This is a genomic window from Chryseobacterium sp. T20, from assembly GCF_047345655.1.
Classification (GTDB): domain Bacteria; phylum Bacteroidota; class Bacteroidia; order Flavobacteriales; family Weeksellaceae; genus Chryseobacterium.
Genome location: NZ_JBLFDU010000009.1, coordinates 153,912 through 170,523, shown reverse-complemented (window position 1 = coordinate 170,523; position 16,612 = coordinate 153,912). Strand labels below are relative to the sequence as shown.

The following is a 16,612-nucleotide window of genomic DNA, read 5'->3' as shown; positions in this document are numbered from 1 at the left end:
TAATGATTTTACAGACTCAGTTCTTGAATACATTAATACTTTTTACGTTAATACAAATAAAGATAATATGAGTTTAGAAAATACAATAAACGAAGCTATAAAAACAGCAATGAGAGCCAAAGACAAGGTAGCTTTGGATTCTCTGCGTGCTGTAAAATCTCAGATATTACTGCTTAAAACGGAAGCCATCGGAGCTGAAGTAACGGCAGAACAGGAAATTGCTATTCTTCAGAGAATGGTAAAACAACGTAAGGATTCTTACGACCAATTTACTGCACAGGGAAGAAATGATCTTGCAGAAGTAGAAGACGCTCAAATGAAAGTTATTGAGCAGTTCTTACCTAAACAGCTTTCTGCTGAAGAATTGGAAACAGAAATTAAAAATATTATTTCTGAAACCGGAGCTGAATCTGTTAAAGATTTAGGGAAGGTAATGGGAGTGGCATCAAAAGCATTAGCCGGAAAATCAGACGGAAAAAGTATTTCTGAGATGGCTAAAAAGCTCCTTTCTTAATGGTGATTTGCGTTTACACTTAGATTTGTTTCAAAGTTTAAAAACGCTTCTCCCTCCATAACTATAGGATATACAACCTTTGCATATCGATTTGATTAGAAGCCCGGAACTGTTCAGTTCCGGGCTTCACTTTCTTTGGATATTAAAGTTTGTTAATCAGTTTGATTCTAAACTGAAAGAGAATTAAGCTACTACCATATTTCAGAGAGTATTTAAGTGATTGATTGCTTGAGGGAAAGCTTCAAATGTTTTTTTCACGGTCGTTTGTTTTTCAGAATCATTTCAAATTTAATAATAATATTTTATTATTCCTAGCGTTAATTCACTTTTTTTAGAATATTATTACACTATTAATACTTTGTTAATTTTATATGACTAATCAATTGATAGTTTTTATATATTGAACAAACGCAAAGAATTGCTTAACTTTGTAGCGATAAAAAACAAAATATATGTATCCAACAGATTTAGTAATGCCTATGAAGGCAGAGCTTACAGATAAAGGTTTTCAGGATTTAACAACTCCAACTCAGGTAGAAGATGCGTTAAAACAATCCGGAACTACATTATTGGTCATCAACTCTGTATGTGGTTGTGCTGCAGGTGCTGCAAGACCAGGAGTAGTATACTCTTTAACAGGAGACAAAAAACCAGATCATTTAACTACTGTATTTGCAGGATTTGATACTGAGGCGGTGGTAGAAGCAAGAAAACACCTTGCTCCATTCCCTCCAAGTTCTCCATGTGTAGCACTTTTCAAAGATGGTGAATTGGTTCACATGCTGGAAAGACACCACATCGAAGGAAACCCTGCAGGAGCTATCGCAGCTAACCTTCAGGCAGCATACGATGAATATTGCTAAGAGGCAATCAATTAAATATCAAACCGTTACAAATTTTGTAACGGTTTTTTTATTTAATCATGTAAAAAATTTTCTGAAAATTCAAATATCATTATATTTGTTGAAATGGCAACCAAAGCACTTTTCAATACCGTAGTCAACTGGTTCATCCGTCAAAGGATTGACCAGATACAGAATTTTATGGACCATCCTATTGAAACCCAGAAAGGTATACTCTTTTCTCAGCTGTTTCATGCGGAGGATACAGAATATGGCAAACTATACGGATTCAATTCTATTTCGAGTTATCAGGATTTTAAAAACAAAGTTCCTATTGTTACCTATGAAGAAATGGAACCTTTTATTGAAAAAGCAAGACAGGGCTATAAAGATGTAAGCTGGCCAGGTCTCATTAAACATTTTGCCAAGTCATCGGGTACCACCAATGCTAAAAGCAAATTCATTCCGATCTCTGCAGAAAGCCTTGAATACTGCCATATGAAAGCCGGAAAGGACATGGTTTCCATTTATGCCAACAACCATCCCGAAAACCAGCTTTTTAATTATAAAAACTTACGTTTAGGCGGAAGCTCTGAGCTATACGCTGATTTCAATACAAAATTTGGAGATTTATCTGCGATTCTCATTGATAACCTTCCCTTTTGGGTAGAAATCACCACCACTCCGAGTAAGAAAGTTTCTTTGATGGGAGAATGGGAAAGTAAGCTTAAAGCAATCACCTCAGAAGTAAAAAATGAAGATGTAGGAAGTATCCTTGGAGTACCGAGTTGGATGATGGTTCTTCTTCAAAGGGTATTAAAGGAAACTCATGTAGAGAGTATTTCTGAGCTGTGGCCTAATTTAGAGGTGTTTTTTCACGGTGGAATCAGCTTTAAGCCCTACAGGGAGCAATTCAGACAGATCATCGGAAAAAACATCAATTACTACGAAATTTACAACGCTTCCGAAGGTTTCTTCGGTATCCAGGACAGATCAGACAGTGATGAGATGTTGCTGATGCTGGATTATGGAATATTTTATGAGTTTATCCCAATGGATCAGTTCCATTTTTCAAATCCGAAAGTCGTAAGTCTGGAAGATGTGGAAGTAGGAAAAAACTACGCAATGGTGATCACCACCAACGGAGGACTGTGGAGATATCTGATTGGCGATACCGTTGTCTTTACCTCGATCAATCCTTTCAGAATAAAAATAACAGGAAGAACAAAACACTATATCAATGCTTTTGGGGAAGAACTGATGATCACCAATGTGGAATCTGCCCTTTCCAAAGCCTGCGAATTAACAGGAGCACAGATCACAGATTTTACAGGTGCTCCGGTTTTTATGAAAGGAAATGAAGGGGGTGCTCACGAATGGATCTTTGAATTCAGTCAGCATCCTGATAATCTGGATCATTTTATTGATGCTTTTGATAAACATTTAAAGACCATCAATTCAGACTATGAAGCGAAAAGATACAACAATATGACTCTTAAACGCCCGATTGTACATATCGCCAAAGAAAACCTGTTCTATCACTGGCTGGAAGCTAAAGGAAAGCTAGGTGGCCAAAATAAAGTACCAAGGTTAAGCAATGACAGAGAATATATTGATCCATTGCTGGAAATGAATAAATAAGAGAGAAAGATTCCTAACTCTCAATTGCATATTAAAAAGCCGTAATTCTATTGAACTACGGCTCTTTTATTTATTTGCTTAAATCTTCTTTCACTTTTTTCGCAGCTTCTTCTACTTTCGAAGCTCCTTTTTTCGCAGCTTCTTTTGCATCTTGCCCTACTTTGTTAGCTTCAGCTTTGATATCCTGCCCTGCTTTGTTAAGATCTTGTTTTGTCTTATCTGCAGTGGCATCAATCTTATCTTTTGCCTTCTTAGCAGCATTATCAATCTTATTACCCGCTTCATCTACTTTAGCTTTCACATCTTCTTTTGCATTGTTGATTTTTGCAGTATCCACAACATTCGGTGTTTCTGTAGTGGTAGTTGTGGTTGTGGTAGTAGATCCGTCAGGGTTTTCTACCTGTTCCGTTTTTGTAGTTGATTTTGTACATGCTACAGTGAACACTGAGATCACTATTGCGGCAATAATTTGCTTTTTCATATTGTATATTTTTAATGGTAATTTAAAATTATTCTGTTTTGGTTTCCTGGGTAACTGGTTTTTCTGCTGTCTTCAGCTTCTTTTCTGCATCTGCTTTTTTCTTTTCCTCTTCCTGTTTTGCTTTGTTTTCCTTTTCAAGTTCTGCTTTAAGCTTATTTTCTTCATCCTGAAGCTTTTTAGCCTGTTTTACAGAATCAAGATACTGAGGAGAAGACATTCTTATTTTTCGTGCAATATCCACTGAAACAGCTCCTGTAGAAAAGGAGTCGATAGCAGTTGTATCATACCGTACTTTCACTTCCTGTTCTGCTCCGAAACCCGGAGATTCTTTCTTGGAACAAGCCGCAAAAAGAAGAGTAAAAATAAAAATCGCAGCCAGTAAATTTTTCATGGAACTAATTTAACAGAAATTCTGCAATTACAGGATAATGATCCGATAATTTTACAGACTGATCTACTTTATAGCTTAATGGAATGATTGATTTTGAAGTAAAGATATAATCAATTCTTAAAGGGACTTTATAATCATGAAAGCTGCTTGCACTACCCTTTCCTGCTACTAAGAACGCATCCTGAAGATCTTTTCCAAGATTATAATACTCGTATGAATTCGGAACAGAATTAAAATCTCCTGCCAGAATAACAGGATAAGGAGATAAATCGATCATTTTTCTGATTCTTTTTACCTGATCTTCATGAGCCTGGAATGTAGGAGTCATATGAGAAAGTAATGTTGAAACATTTCCCAACCCTAATTTATCAAGTTTCGTAAACATTGATTTATGGAGTCTGAAGGGTTCAAGATATACATTAATAATTCTGATTACTTTTCCATTGATGTCTATATCAGCATAAAATGAATTTCCACGGGCTTTCTCATCAATAAGTTCCGCTTGTCTTACAATTTTATGCTTAGTTTTAAGAATAACTGACGGATATTTTATAAGATCACGTTTTATAACACGATTTGTATCTTTTTCCTGTACCAGAATAATATCAGCATCCTGTGCTTTAATATAGTCTTTTACTTTATCCCAGCCATATTCTCCATATTTAACATTAAAGGTCAATACTTTAATATCCCGTATTGTTTTTAAATTTTCTGTTTTGGGAGAAAAGTTCACCCATCGTCTGATTGGATTGTAGAAAATAAGCGTACCTAAAGCAAAAGCAATAGCAATTTTTTCTTTTTTTAAAATCCAGATCAGCGTAAGAACCAGGTGTGACAGGATCAGATAAGGAAAACCAAGAGACAGAAGATTCAGGTTGCCTAAAATATTGGGTGGAATCCATGCATTCCCCAATGTGCATAACAGCAAAACAGCAACAACGATATGTATAAATAGTAATATCTGGTTCGACTTCATGAAAAAACGGTCTTGGTACGGTTTTCTTTCAACAAAAATCCTACCAAGCAGATAACTTTAACTATTTTTATGATTATTTGCTATCCGTAGAAAACTTAACTGTGACAGGATAATGATCTGAAATACTTACAGAACGGTCAACTTTATAAGATATTGCCTTTACTGATTTTGAAGAAAAAATATAATCGATTCTAATGGGGAATTTATAGTCATGAAAACTGGTTGCACTTCCTTTTCCTGCAGTCAAAAATGCATCTTCAAGCCCGTCTGATAAATGATAATATTCATACGAATTGGGTACAGAATTAAAATCACCCGCTAAAATTACAGGATAAGGAGAGCTTTCAATTTCTTCTCGGATAAGCGCTACCTGATCCTGATGCTTTTTAAACGTGGGTATCAGTTTTTTAACTACATCCAGTATTTTCTTTTCATTGGTATTAGCATCTTTTCCGGGCTTTATCATCTCTTTTTCAAACCTGAACGGATTAAGATAAACATCCACAAACCTGTATACCTTTCCATTTATATCAATGTCAGCAATTATACCAGGTATTCTCAAGTCTTTATCCTGAGGTTGTATAATTTTTTCGTTAATGATTTTATGTTTGGTAAGAATAGCAAATATCCCGCTTGGCTTCACTTTCTGATATCCTTCAAACTCATATAATCCAGCACCATCTTCTTGCAAAATAATAACATCCGCATTCTGGGACCTCAAATAGGATTCAATATTTCTTCTCCCCCAGAAACCTGCTCTTGCATTAAATGATACTACTTTTATCTCAGAATCTCCACTTTTAGGAGAAGAATAGTTAACCCAACGTTTTACAGGATTGATAAACGCTAACCCTGCAAACATGAATACAAAAGCTCTTTTTTTCCAGCTAAATATCCAGAAAACCGTTAGAACCACATATACTATAATAAGCACAGGAAAGCCTAAGGAAAGCAGATTAAACCAAGGAAAAGCCTTTGGTGGAACATACGCGTTCAATAAAGTACCCAACAATAGAAATAAAATTCCCAGATGGATAATCAATAAGATAAGTCGGAAAATCTTCACAATTCTATTTTAGTTGAATCTGTACAAATGTTTCTTCCAAATTCTTGCCAGTAGCCATCCTACCAAAGCTCCTCCTACGTGAGCCAGGTGAGCTATTCCACCTCCGTTTCCAGAAACCCCAAGATATACAGAAATGACCACAATGATTGGCAAAAGATATTTTACTTTAATCGGAACAGGAATAAACATAATTCCGATTTTAGCATCCGGGTATAGTGTGGCAAAAGCAGCTACAACGCCGAAAATAGCTCCGGAAGCTCCTACCATTGGAGTCGCAACAATCGCTTTTAAACTTTCCAATAATTCTCTTTGTTTAAGAATGGAGCCTGTATTTCCAGCAAATTCAACACTTGCTCCAGACAGATAGGCATTCACATTAAATCCAAGCTGCTCCAGCTCACCGGAAATTTGTTGAACTTCTACAAAGTTCCATGCATTGAAAAGGAAAAATGCTCCCAAACCACTTGCAAAATATAAAATCAAATACTTTTTGTCTCCTAATGTCTGTTCCAGAATAGGCCCAAAGCTAAAGAGCGTCATCATATTAAATAAAATATGCATAATACTTCCATGCATGAACATGTGGGTAATCACCTGCCATGAATGAAAAAAGGGTGAAAACGGATAAAAGCCAGCGAGATAGCCAATCATCTGATTTCCCATAAAGTAAGTTACAATAAATACTATAACATTGATGATAATGATATTCCTTGTAATTGGCGGTATATTATTAAACATATTTTTTAAAATTTGTTTTTAAAGTCGTTAAACGGAACTTCATAAAAGCATCTTTTGCCGTCCGGTAAAAATTCCGGGAAGCCTAATGCTGTAAAGTCTTTAATCAGCTGTTCCGCATCTTTTTTATAAATAAAGTCAAATCTTGACTTCGACTGCATTTTATTCCATTGGTTATGGTAATACTGCAAAAATTCTTCTTCTGTCTTGTAATCAAGGATCTCAAAAAGGTTTTCCAGGAACTTCATGGCCTGTGTTTCTTTTAGTCCTTCGGGAAGTGAATCTATTCGAAGTACACTTTCATGAGCAATTTTCATGTCAAACCCTAATTCCGGAAGATATTTTTTTATCGAATTGTATTTTGTCTTTTCGATTTCATTCATATGATACTCCAGAGAGAAAAGAAGAGCATGACTGTTTGTATTTGATTTTCTGGTGGATTTATTTCCTTCAGAAACTAATAGTCTGTGCATTCTTCCCAAGTCCAGCATTAATGTGACATCTCCTTTGTTGAAAAGCCAGTATCCATTGGGAAGTCTCATTAAATCTTCGTCAAAATCTTCATCTTCAAAGAGGTTAATCTTTGAAGGTTCTGCCGTAATATTCTGATGATACATTTCCGTAAGATTCTGAATTTCTTCCGGATGTACTACATTTTTTTCTTCCAGGAACGGATTATAGTCTTTATCTACAATGATTTCAGGCATTTTGAAAACACCTCCACCGGTTCCACCTCCATTTCCTTTGCTGGGAATCGGTTTATTCATCATTTCATCCAATTCCGGATCTCTGTCGAAATCAAGGCTAGGAGAAACATTATAAATTCCTAAAGATCTTTTTATGGTTGAGCGAAGCAAAGCAAAAATAAGATGCTCGTCCTCAAATTTCACTTCTGTTTTCTGTGGATGGATATTCACGTCTATCTTCTCCGGATCAAGCTCCAGGAAAAGGAAAAATGAAGGGACGTATCCAGGTTGAAGAAGTCCTTCAAATGCTTCCTGTACTGCCTTATTGAAGTATGGGCTTCTGAAATATCTTCCATTGACAAAAAGGAACTGCTCCCCTCTTGCTTTCTTAGCGCCTTCAGGCTTGGCAACAAAACCATGAAGTTTACACCAGATAATATCTTCTTTGATGGGAATTAAAAGCGGTTGAAGTTTTCTTCCGAAAACATCTACGATACGCTGCATCTGGCTTCCTTTTCTCAGCCTGAAAACAGCTTCGTCATCATGGAACAGCGAAAATTCAAGGTTCTCATGAGCTAATGCAACACGCTGAAATTCATCAATTACGTGTCTGAATTCAATATTATTATTTTTCAAAAACTTCCTTCTTGCAGGAACGTTATAGAAAAGATTTTTTACTAAAAAATTTGATCCGTCTGCTGTCTGAACCGGGTCCTGAAACTGGAAAACCCCTCCTTCAATATAGATATTGGTTCCAATGGAAGTATCTTTCTGTTTTGTTCTCAATTCCACCTGGGAAACAGCCGCAATAGAAGCCAGCGCTTCACCACGGAACCCTTTCGTGGCAATCTTAAAGATATCTTCAGTTCCTTTGATTTTGGAGGTAGCATGTCTTTCAAACGCCATGCGGGCATCTGTTTCAGACATTCCTTTTCCGTCGTCTACTACCTGAATAAGATTTTTCCCGGCATCTCTGATGATCAATTCAATTTTCGTTGCATCGGCATCAATAGCATTTTCCAAAAGTTCTTTCACGATGGATGCAGGCCGCTGCACCACCTCTCCTGCTGCAATTTGGTTGGCTACATGATCCGGTAAAAGCTGAATAATATCTGACATAAAAACGTAAATCAACTTACAAAAATAGTTAATGAAAACGGGAATTAAAATACTAAAATCGTGATTTAATATTTAATTATCAACATTTTTGCCTATTTATCCCCAACCAATTTTTTTAATGTTTGTAATGAAGGGCGTTAGCAAGTCGATAAGTCAGATCAGAAAACTTTCATTTCAACCGTCAGAAAAATATGGTAAAAAATAACAGAAACGCTTATACCAAAGATCATTTTTCATAAAAACACCCCTATTTCATAACAAAATAAGGGCATTTACAGCTAGTTTATACAAAAAATTAATAGTGTGTTTTCTATTTTAATCCTCAAAGACCAATTTTCTTTTCTTCTCTCTTTTAGGAATTCCATGGATTTTCTCATACAGATAAGCAAAGATATTGGGCTTTCTGTAAATCCTGTTGTATCTGTACTTCGTGTTGAAGTGACGGATATGAATTTTATAAGCATCGTAGCCGATGACAATCAGAAGACATATACTGATGACATAGAATACTCTGAATTCCAGATAATAGTAAGTCAACCCTGAAAATACGGCTCCCATCACATAAGCAAGCATAATACTCATCAATAGTTTGGCTCTGCCAATCAGTTCTCCGTTTCTCCTGTATTTTTTCTGTGTAAACATGGATACCAGGATTCCGAGATCAGTAGTTGTTCCGGTAAGGTGGGTTGTTTTTACAGAGAAGTTGGAGATACTTGCCGTTAATCCGTTTTGCAATCCGGTCGCGAAAAGCATCAATGCTACTAAATACTCTGTTTCTTCTAATGTTTTCTGATAATAAAACTGCCCGTAAACTCCTACAAAAAGAAGACATATGATTTCCAGCACAATGGGCATGGAATGGGCAAAATATTTACTTTTCTTATTAAAATTGATGACAATGAAGTTGGACAGAAAGCTTCCGAAGAAGAACAAAAAGATCCATCCTCCCACAACTCCTACCTGCGTCCAGTTACCTTTACTGATTTCCGCTGCTAAAATTGCGTAGTGTCCCGTTACGTTCGACGTAAAAGAGAGGAATATCAATAGGGATGCGATATTTATAGTACCTGCCGTGAAGGCAGTCAGCGTCCCCAACCTGATATTATCCCCCAGTGTCCTGCTGTTACTATAATTTCTTAACATTTTTAATCGTTTTTAAATTGTGTTTAATTTTTAGACCTCTACAAAGATCTCTGCAAGCCTTCCTCTTTCCGGAAGTTTTTCTCTTACTTCAACAGTAATTTCATGAGACTTAAGCTCTTTGCATTTTTTGATATAGGGAATCAGGTCAAATTTGCCTTTTCCTTTGCTTTTGATAGATGGAGAATAGTAAGCTTCCTCAATATTTTCCGCCTTTACATACTGATTGAATGTTCTTTGGAAACTTCCTGTAAAGACATCACAGATGATTTTATTAACAAGGTGAGGATATTTATTACTGATAATCCCAAAGGCATCGCAGAATTCTGTAGGTCTGATTTTATTGAAAACAGATGTTTTGGTGCTGAACAAAAGATCTCTGATAGAATCTCCGGAATCATACCCGGAAGTCAGGAGGATATTATATTGGTTCTGATCTTCTGCTGCATCTTTCTCTTTAAGTACTTTTTTCAATATATTCAATGACTCAAGAGAGTAATCTGTTGCAATTAAAATTGTTTTAGCCATGTTCTTATTATTTTGTATTGTGTTTATCTTTTTTGATGATACAAAACTAGAACGACCATATTAGAAGATCTTTGGAATGGAATTAAAATGTGATTAAAGAGATTAAAATGAGATTAGAAAATTGTTAAGGGGAGTTCATATTGGAAAAAACAAAAATCGAAAAATGGAAATAACAGCCTATTTTTCAGAACCAAACAGACTAAAACAGGTAGGAAAATGCTAAAATGAAGATTCTTATTTCTCTATCACTTCACCTTTCTGCATCATGCTATAGAAATTCGGGAACTTCATCTGTACCGTTGTTCCCTGATTCTCGTGAGAGCTTACAATCAGTTCACCATGGTGCATTCTTACGATGTTTCGCGCCAATGGAAGCCCGATTCCGTAGCCTTCGTAATTATTGGTATTAGAAGCTCTGAAGAACGGATCATAGATTTTGTTCATTTCCACCTCAGGAATTCCGATACCATTATCTTTTACAATGATGTATACATCCGAATTGGTTGCTCCCAGAGAGACTTTAACCTGTTGGAAATTAGAATATTTACAGCCATTACTGATGATATTGGCCACCGCAAGATGCAATAATTGCTCATTCCCCTGTACCTTTAATTTCTTCGGATTATCGGGAAGCATGCTGATATCCAGATAAATATTATTTCGGGAATCAATTCTTCTGAGGGTTTCAATAACGTCCCAAAGCAGCTGATCAATTCTTACCTTATCCATTTTCTGGATTTTCCCATCGAATCCGGTTTGGGCAATCATTAATAAAGCTTTGATCTTTTTATCCAGCTTTTCGGCCTCATCCAGAATGATTCCCAGGGTTTCTTTATATTCATCCGCTGTTCTGCTGATAGAAAGAGCAACATCGGCTTCTCCCATAATAGACGTAAGAGGAGTTCTTAATTCATGGGAAACATTTCCAATCAGGTGATTCTGGGTTTCGAAAGAAGTTTCAATACGGTTGAGCATATCATTAAAGGTATCCACCAGCTCATTCAGTTCTTTATTGTCAGGCTGAGACTCAAGCCTTAAGTGAAGATTTTCAGAACTGATCTCCTTTACTTTTCCAGTGATTTTTAAGATCGGTCTGAATAAAGTTTTAGATAAATAAAAAGAGAAAATCATACTGAAGAACAGAGACAGCACAATACAGGTAAGCAGTGTCCGCTTTAAAAACCCCAGATAATAAACGACATAATGGTTTTTAGCAGAAGCAATAGCAATATAATCTTTATCATCATATTTGAAGCTTTGTCCTATATAATAGAATTCTTCATCATTATAATTGGACTCTCCTTCTTTGAGAATATTTTTAAAGAAATAGGCAGGAATATGAACTTCCTGAGATATTTTTTTGAAATTGGAATCTGTAGGAACGGCAAAAACATAGTCTTTTTCCATCGGAAGCTCTTCATCATTCAGGCTGCTGAGAACATAGTTTTCCGGAAGGTCGAGATGATCTTTGCTTTTTTCGATCTGAACAATTGTTGCCGTCCTGATCTTCAACAGTTCATAAAATCTCTGGTGTGAAAAATTAACGATTGAAAAGTACACCAAACCACTGAACAGCAAAATGATGGCGGTAAAAACCAACATCAAAAGTACCATCGTTTTGGTCTGATTTGTAATGACTTTATTAAACATTCATTATGTTCTTTTCAATACATACCCCATTCCTATCACAGTATGAATCAACTTATTATCATCCTGGCTGTCCAGTTTCTTTCTTAAATAATTTACATATACATCTACCACATTGGTTCCCAGCTCGTAATTTACACCCCACACGGCATCAAGAATTTCTGCTCTTGAAATTACTTTTTCCGGGTTATTCAGGAAATACAGCAGCAATTTATATTCTGTTGATGTCAGGGAAATATCTTCCCCTGCACGGGTTACTTTCTTGGTATAATCATTCACCATCAGATCCGAAAACTGAAAGACATGTTCATTATCCGGCTCCGGTTCAGCAATTTCCAGTGGACCGTTGTTATTGCTTCTCCTTAGTAAAGACTTTACACGGGCTACGAGTTCAATGAATTTAAAAGGCTTCACCAGATAATCATCTCCGCCACTTTCCAATCCGAGAACAATGTTTTCAGAAGTTCCCAAAGCAGTCAGAAATAAAATCGGAACACTTTGATTAGTTTTTCTTATTTCTTTACATACGTCTAGCCCATTCATTTCCGGAAGCATAATATCTAAAATTACCAGATCGAAATCATTAGCCTGTACCAGTTGTACTCCTGTACGCCCGTCAAAAGCAACAGAAATTTCATATCCATTTTCCTGAAGTCCCTTTTTAATAAAGGACACCACACTGGTTTCGTCTTCGATAAGAATAATTTTTTTCATAAATGAAATAAGGAGTTTTACAAAAATAGGGAAATTTTCCGGGGGAGAAAAAGTGAAAGAATCTGAGGAAGCGAGAAACAAATAATAATTTTCAATGAATTGATTCTCTCCTGTATGCAAACTCTATAGAATAATATTACCTTTGTTTTTGAATATAATGATGAAAAAATAATCAGGTTAAATTGCACACAGTATGAATGACTTTTTAATAGGTATCGGAAAGAGATTAAAGGATATTAGAAAAAAGAATAATTTAACCATTAACGAACTGGCTTTCAAAGCCAATGTGAGCAACGGCCTTGTTTCCAGGATTGAAAACGGAAGAACGATTCCTTCACTTCCTGTTTTATTAGATCTTATCCAGTCGCTAGAAATTGATGCCAGCTATTTTTTTGAAGGGGTTGAGAAAAAATCAAACGCCAAATTCATCTATGTTCCAAAGGAAAGCCAGCAAGTCATTGAAAAAGAAGTAGAAGCTGAGGGATTTAAGTATATGCATATCTTCAGCAAGAGTCTTCATTCTTTAGGTTTTGAAGCCGTGCTGCTAACTCTCGAACCGAATTCTAAAAGAGAAAAGGTTATTACCGATGCCTGGGAATTCAAATATATTCTGAAAGGAGAAGTGAAATATGTAATTGATAACGAAGAAATTATCCTTAAAGAAGGGGATTCGCTTTATTTCAATGGGAAGTTTCCTCACGTTCCGGTAAGCATCAGTGATGAAAGCTGTGTGATGCTTGTTCTTTATTTTTATACGGCTTAATTACTTTTTTTAACGCAAAGATTTTATTACTAAACCTCATATTTCTAGGGAGCAAAGAATGGAATCAATTTCATTGATTCTTTCTAAGCGTATGCCTAATACTAAAGCTTCATCAACGACAACATCGTAACCTTTGCACACTTATAATGTGGTATTATAATTATTAAACTTTGCTTTTAAATCTTACTCCAATTTTTACATCATTCTTCAGTTTTGGATTTCCGAAACACACAAAAGTTTACAAATATGCAACTTTTGTTTTTCTGTTTTCTTCCAAGATGAACGAAATATGAACTAAAACAGACCAATTTTCAACTGATTTCAGTTCCTTTTATTTATTGTAAATATTTACTAAAAACGTTGAAACAGTCACTTTAAAGCTTATTTTCTTGAATTTTCAAAGGTTAACTTCAATTGGTTCTAAAGTAAAAAAAGCGTAACAAACATGGTTTATTTGTTAAACAATACTTAATACAAAATATTTATATATATTAAAATTATTAGCGTGATTTGCATAAAAAATTTAATATATGTAAAAATGAAAACAAAATTAGAGAAATTACTTACCCTTGTTTTTGTCTGTTTCATAGTCTTTGTTTCAGCGCAAAAACAGTTAATTATAGGAACTGTTCTTGACGACAGCCAGCCTCTCCCCGGGGCCACAGTCAAAATAAAAGGCTTATCTAAAAATATAACAACTGATATTGAAGGAAAATTTACCATCAACGATATTAAAGAAGGCCAATATACATTACAAATCAGCTATATCGGTTATGAATCTTCAGATATCAATGTAGATCTAAAACCAGAGCAAACAGTTGACCTGGGAATCATCAAACTCTCCCAACCCCGAAAAACCATTGATGAAGTCGTAGTTACCGGAACTTTAAAAAATACGGAAGCAAGAGCTTTAAATCTTCAGAAAAATGCCATCAACATTACCAATGTAATTGCCTCAGACGGAATCGGAAAGCTACCGGACAGGAATGCAGCAGAAACCGTGCAGCGTGTGCAGGGAGTTTCTATTGAAAGGGATCAGGGAGAAGGAAGATTTGTTTCCCTGAGAGGACTTCCACCATTCTGGGCATCCACAACCATCAATGGAAACAGACTTCCTACTGCCGAGGAAGAAACTACTTCCAGAGCAACAGCATTCGACTTCTTTCCTACGGAACTGATCTCCTATGTACATGTAAATAAATCATTTACCCCAGATATGGAAGCTGACGGAATAGGTGGTGGTGTCAATTTCATCACCAAAACTCCACCGATGAAAACAGAATTCAAAGCCACTGTGGGAAGCGGTTATAACGCAAAGTCTGACAAAGGATTTTACAACCTTGGATTTTTATATGGAGGAAGAACGAAGGATAAAAAATTCGGGTATTTATTCAACTTTGCGCATTTCATAAGAAACTGGTCTACAGATAATTTTGAGGCGAGAAGAAGTGGTGATGAAGGGGTTTTCAGACTGGAACTTCGTGATTATAACGGAGTCAGAAAAACAACGGGAATCAATACCGCTTTTGAATATGTACTCTCTCCAAAGACGACCTTCTATTTAAAAGGAATGTATGGTACTTTATCGGATGATGAAACCCACTATAAACACAGAATCCGATTTGATAAATTCAGCAGTGCTAATAATACAGCAAGAGTGGAACTCCAAAACATCCATAATTTACTGATAACGGAACTTACTTCTGTTTCTTTGGGAGCGGTCCATAATTTAAACAAAGGAAAAATCGACTGGGATTTATCCTATTATGACAACAAGTTTAAGTATGGAAATATTCCTGATAAGCAGAACAATTCTTACTATGTGATCAAGTACACTCAATCTGGTGTAGGCATCAATCCTGATTATATTTCAAATCATGGAAATGGTCCGAGAGCTTATTGGAAAGCTGACGGTGGGAAATTAGATTATAAAAATCCGGATGCTTTATTCGGTTTCTACAGTGATCAGAATTTTAAAATGGATGCTTCTCAGATGAGATTCACAGATCTTGAATTTTATAAAGTCTTTGTAGAGGAAAAGGATAAAATCGTAGCTGCTTTTAACCATGAGATCAATGCATCTGATAAACTGACTTTAAAATATGGTTTTAAATACAGAGATAAAGAACGTAATGCAAAATTCTCCGATATTTTCTACAACTGGAGCAGCGGAACAGCGCCTCTTCTGTCGGATTATTCTCAATATATCACAACACAGCCCAACGGACCGAAATATTTAAGTGAAATGAATGCCCATATCGGCAATACTTTCGGTCCGGTACTTTCAACCGCAGGAATGAACCAGTTTTGGTATGACAATCAGGGAAATTTAAAAATCAATACTACTGATTCTGAAGCATTGGAATATAATAAAGCATTAGGAAGAAACTTTGATGTGTTTGAAAAACATGCAGATGCTTACGGGATGGCAACCTATAAACTGAATGATAAAATCATCATTTTAGGAGGAATCAGATTATCAAATACGAATACCAAAGTAAGAGGTTACAGTGTGAATGATAACGTCCTGACACCGGTAGAAAATACCAAAAACTATCTGGCTGTTCTTCCGATGATTCATTTAAAATATACGTTGAACGATAAAACCAATCTTCGTTTTGCTGCGACAAGAACTTTTTCAAGACCAAATTTTGGCGACCTGACTCCGGGAGGAACTTATATTGAAGCAGACAATGAGTTTAAAGGAGGAAACCCAAATCTTAATCCTACGTATTCTTTGAATTTTGACCTGATGGGAGAATATTACTTTTCCAATGTCGGAATTCTGAGTGGCGGTGTTTTCTATAAGTCGATTACTGATCCTATTTTCCAGGACTCTTTTATCGGAAATTATAACGGAATCAACGGCGTACAGTTTACAGCTCCCAATAATGGAAAAGCAGCATGGCTGGGAGGAGTTGAGTTGGGAATTAATAAAAGATTTGACTTCCTTCCAGGGTTTTTACAATACTTTGGAGTACAATTGAATGCCACCTTCATGACTTCCGAAATGGAAAAGCCAAGCGGAAGAACGGTAGCACTTCCCTACCAGGCCAAAGAGTTGTACAATGCGCAACTTTTCTTTGAGAAAAAAGGATTCAATGCAAGGCTGGCTTACAACTACAAAGGAAAATATGCTGTAGAATATGCAGAAGAGGATCTCAATGATTCTTATTATGGTAAATACAGCAATCTCGATTTCGGAGGTTCTTATCAATTTACCAAATACCTGACTTTGTATGCGGATGTAAACAATATTCTGAACAAACCTCTGATCTACCACTTTGGTAAAAGTGAAGACCGTCCGGAGCAGGTGGAATATTATGGAGTACGTTTCAATCTTGGAATAAAACTGAATTTCTAAACCAT

15 protein-coding genes are annotated in these 16,612 nt (G+C 36.0%); 5 read left to right on the top strand and 10 right to left on the bottom strand.

Annotated elements, in window-relative coordinates; genetic code table 11:
* Positions 1-67: 67 nt before the first annotated feature.
* From ACMA47_RS19000 to ACMA47_RS18990, 3 genes are all read left to right on the top strand, one after another.
* Positions 68-514 (top strand): GatB/YqeY domain-containing protein, encoded by a 447-nt coding sequence (locus tag ACMA47_RS19000; RefSeq protein ID WP_062672649.1) that lies wholly within the window; start codon positions 68-70, stop codon positions 512-514.
* Between the two features lie 452 nt (positions 515-966).
* Positions 967-1,377, top strand: coding sequence for a BrxA/BrxB family bacilliredoxin (locus ACMA47_RS18995; protein WP_079243608.1), 411 nt, complete (start codon positions 967-969; stop codon positions 1,375-1,377).
* A 105-nt stretch (positions 1,378-1,482) separates the two neighbouring features.
* Positions 1,483-2,997 (top strand): GH3 auxin-responsive promoter family protein, encoded by a 1,515-nt coding sequence (locus tag ACMA47_RS18990; RefSeq protein WP_413931034.1) that lies wholly within the window; start codon positions 1,483-1,485, stop codon positions 2,995-2,997.
* Between the two features lie 70 nt (positions 2,998-3,067).
* On the opposite strand, the gene ACMA47_RS18985 is transcribed toward ACMA47_RS18990, so the two are convergent.
* From ACMA47_RS18985 to ACMA47_RS18940, 10 genes are all read right to left on the bottom strand, one after another.
* Entirely contained in the window at positions 3,068-3,478 is a 411-nt protein-coding gene (locus ACMA47_RS18985) for a hypothetical protein (RefSeq protein WP_413931033.1), read from the bottom strand.
* A 28-nt stretch (positions 3,479-3,506) separates the two neighbouring features.
* Positions 3,507-3,869 carry a hypothetical protein gene (locus tag ACMA47_RS18980; RefSeq protein ID WP_413931032.1) on the bottom strand — a complete coding sequence of 121 codons (363 nt, stop codon included), beginning with the start codon at positions 3,867-3,869 and terminating at the stop codon, positions 3,507-3,509.
* Between the two features lie 4 nt (positions 3,870-3,873).
* Positions 3,874-4,845, bottom strand: a complete 972-nt coding sequence (locus ACMA47_RS18975) for an endonuclease/exonuclease/phosphatase family protein (RefSeq protein WP_413931031.1) — start codon at positions 4,843-4,845, stop codon at positions 3,874-3,876.
* A 73-nt stretch (positions 4,846-4,918) separates the two neighbouring features.
* Positions 4,919-5,911, bottom strand: coding sequence for an endonuclease/exonuclease/phosphatase family protein (locus ACMA47_RS18970; RefSeq protein ID WP_413931030.1), 993 nt, complete (start codon positions 5,909-5,911; stop codon positions 4,919-4,921).
* A 9-nt stretch (positions 5,912-5,920) separates the two neighbouring features.
* Positions 5,921-6,649, bottom strand: coding sequence for a rhomboid family intramembrane serine protease (locus tag ACMA47_RS18965; protein WP_413931029.1), 729 nt, complete (start codon positions 6,647-6,649; stop codon positions 5,921-5,923).
* Between the two features lie 5 nt (positions 6,650-6,654).
* Positions 6,655-8,451 (bottom strand): DNA mismatch repair endonuclease MutL, encoded by a 1,797-nt coding sequence (mutL, locus tag ACMA47_RS18960; RefSeq protein ID WP_413931028.1) that lies wholly within the window; start codon positions 8,449-8,451, stop codon positions 6,655-6,657.
* 315 nt (positions 8,452-8,766) lie between these two features.
* A complete protein-coding gene (locus tag ACMA47_RS18955) occupies positions 8,767-9,594 on the bottom strand; it encodes a YoaK family protein (protein ID WP_062672662.1) in 828 nt (275 codons plus the stop codon).
* 30 nt (positions 9,595-9,624) lie between these two features.
* On the bottom strand, positions 9,625-10,119 hold the full coding sequence (locus tag ACMA47_RS18950; RefSeq protein ID WP_413931027.1) for a hypothetical protein: 495 nt from the start codon (positions 10,117-10,119) through the stop codon (positions 9,625-9,627).
* A 234-nt stretch (positions 10,120-10,353) separates the two neighbouring features.
* Positions 10,354-11,769 (bottom strand): sensor histidine kinase, encoded by a 1,416-nt coding sequence (locus tag ACMA47_RS18945; RefSeq protein ID WP_413931026.1) that lies wholly within the window; start codon positions 11,767-11,769, stop codon positions 10,354-10,356.
* A 3-nt stretch (positions 11,770-11,772) separates the two neighbouring features.
* Entirely contained in the window at positions 11,773-12,480 is a 708-nt protein-coding gene (locus tag ACMA47_RS18940) for a response regulator transcription factor (RefSeq protein WP_413931025.1), read from the bottom strand.
* Between the two features lie 193 nt (positions 12,481-12,673).
* On the opposite strand from ACMA47_RS18940, the gene ACMA47_RS18935 reads away from it, so the two are divergent.
* Positions 12,674-13,243, top strand: a complete 570-nt coding sequence (locus tag ACMA47_RS18935; RefSeq protein WP_079243618.1) for a helix-turn-helix domain-containing protein — start codon at positions 12,674-12,676, stop codon at positions 13,241-13,243.
* 538 nt (positions 13,244-13,781) lie between these two features.
* Positions 13,782-16,607 (top strand): TonB-dependent receptor, encoded by a 2,826-nt coding sequence (locus tag ACMA47_RS18930; RefSeq protein ID WP_413931024.1) that lies wholly within the window; start codon positions 13,782-13,784, stop codon positions 16,605-16,607.
* The last annotated feature ends 5 nt before the right edge of the window (positions 16,608-16,612 follow it).

What these genes read in the sequence shown, in the direction of transcription:
- ACMA47_RS18940 (WP_413931025.1), bottom strand. Translation starts at nt 12,480, where the DNA reads ATGAAAAAAATTATTCTTATCGAAGACGAAACCAGTGTGGTGTCCTTT.
- ACMA47_RS18985 (WP_413931033.1), bottom strand. Translation starts at nt 3,478, where the DNA reads ATGAAAAAGCAAATTATTGCCGCAATAGTGATCTCAGTGTTCACTGTA.
- ACMA47_RS18965 (WP_413931029.1), bottom strand. Translation starts at nt 6,649, where the DNA reads ATGTTTAATAATATACCGCCAATTACAAGGAATATCATTATCATCAAT.
- ACMA47_RS18935 (WP_079243618.1), top strand. Translation starts at nt 12,674, where the DNA reads ATGAATGACTTTTTAATAGGTATCGGAAAGAGATTAAAGGATATTAGA.
- ACMA47_RS18975 (WP_413931031.1), bottom strand. Translation starts at nt 4,845, where the DNA reads ATGAAGTCGAACCAGATATTACTATTTATACATATCGTTGTTGCTGTT.
- ACMA47_RS18955 (WP_062672662.1), bottom strand. Translation starts at nt 9,594, where the DNA reads ATGTTAAGAAATTATAGTAACAGCAGGACACTGGGGGATAATATCAGG.
- ACMA47_RS18980 (WP_413931032.1), bottom strand. Translation starts at nt 3,869, where the DNA reads ATGAAAAATTTACTGGCTGCGATTTTTATTTTTACTCTTCTTTTTGCG.
- ACMA47_RS18950 (WP_413931027.1), bottom strand. Translation starts at nt 10,119, where the DNA reads ATGGCTAAAACAATTTTAATTGCAACAGATTACTCTCTTGAGTCATTG.
- ACMA47_RS18930 (WP_413931024.1), top strand. Translation starts at nt 13,782, where the DNA reads ATGAAAACAAAATTAGAGAAATTACTTACCCTTGTTTTTGTCTGTTTC.
- ACMA47_RS18990 (WP_413931034.1), top strand. Translation starts at nt 1,483, where the DNA reads ATGGCAACCAAAGCACTTTTCAATACCGTAGTCAACTGGTTCATCCGT.
- mutL (WP_413931028.1), bottom strand. Translation starts at nt 8,451, where the DNA reads ATGTCAGATATTATTCAGCTTTTACCGGATCATGTAGCCAACCAAATT.
- ACMA47_RS19000 (WP_062672649.1), top strand. Translation starts at nt 68, where the DNA reads ATGAGTTTAGAAAATACAATAAACGAAGCTATAAAAACAGCAATGAGA.
- ACMA47_RS18995 (WP_079243608.1), top strand. Translation starts at nt 967, where the DNA reads ATGTATCCAACAGATTTAGTAATGCCTATGAAGGCAGAGCTTACAGAT.
- ACMA47_RS18945 (WP_413931026.1), bottom strand. Translation starts at nt 11,769, where the DNA reads ATGTTTAATAAAGTCATTACAAATCAGACCAAAACGATGGTACTTTTG.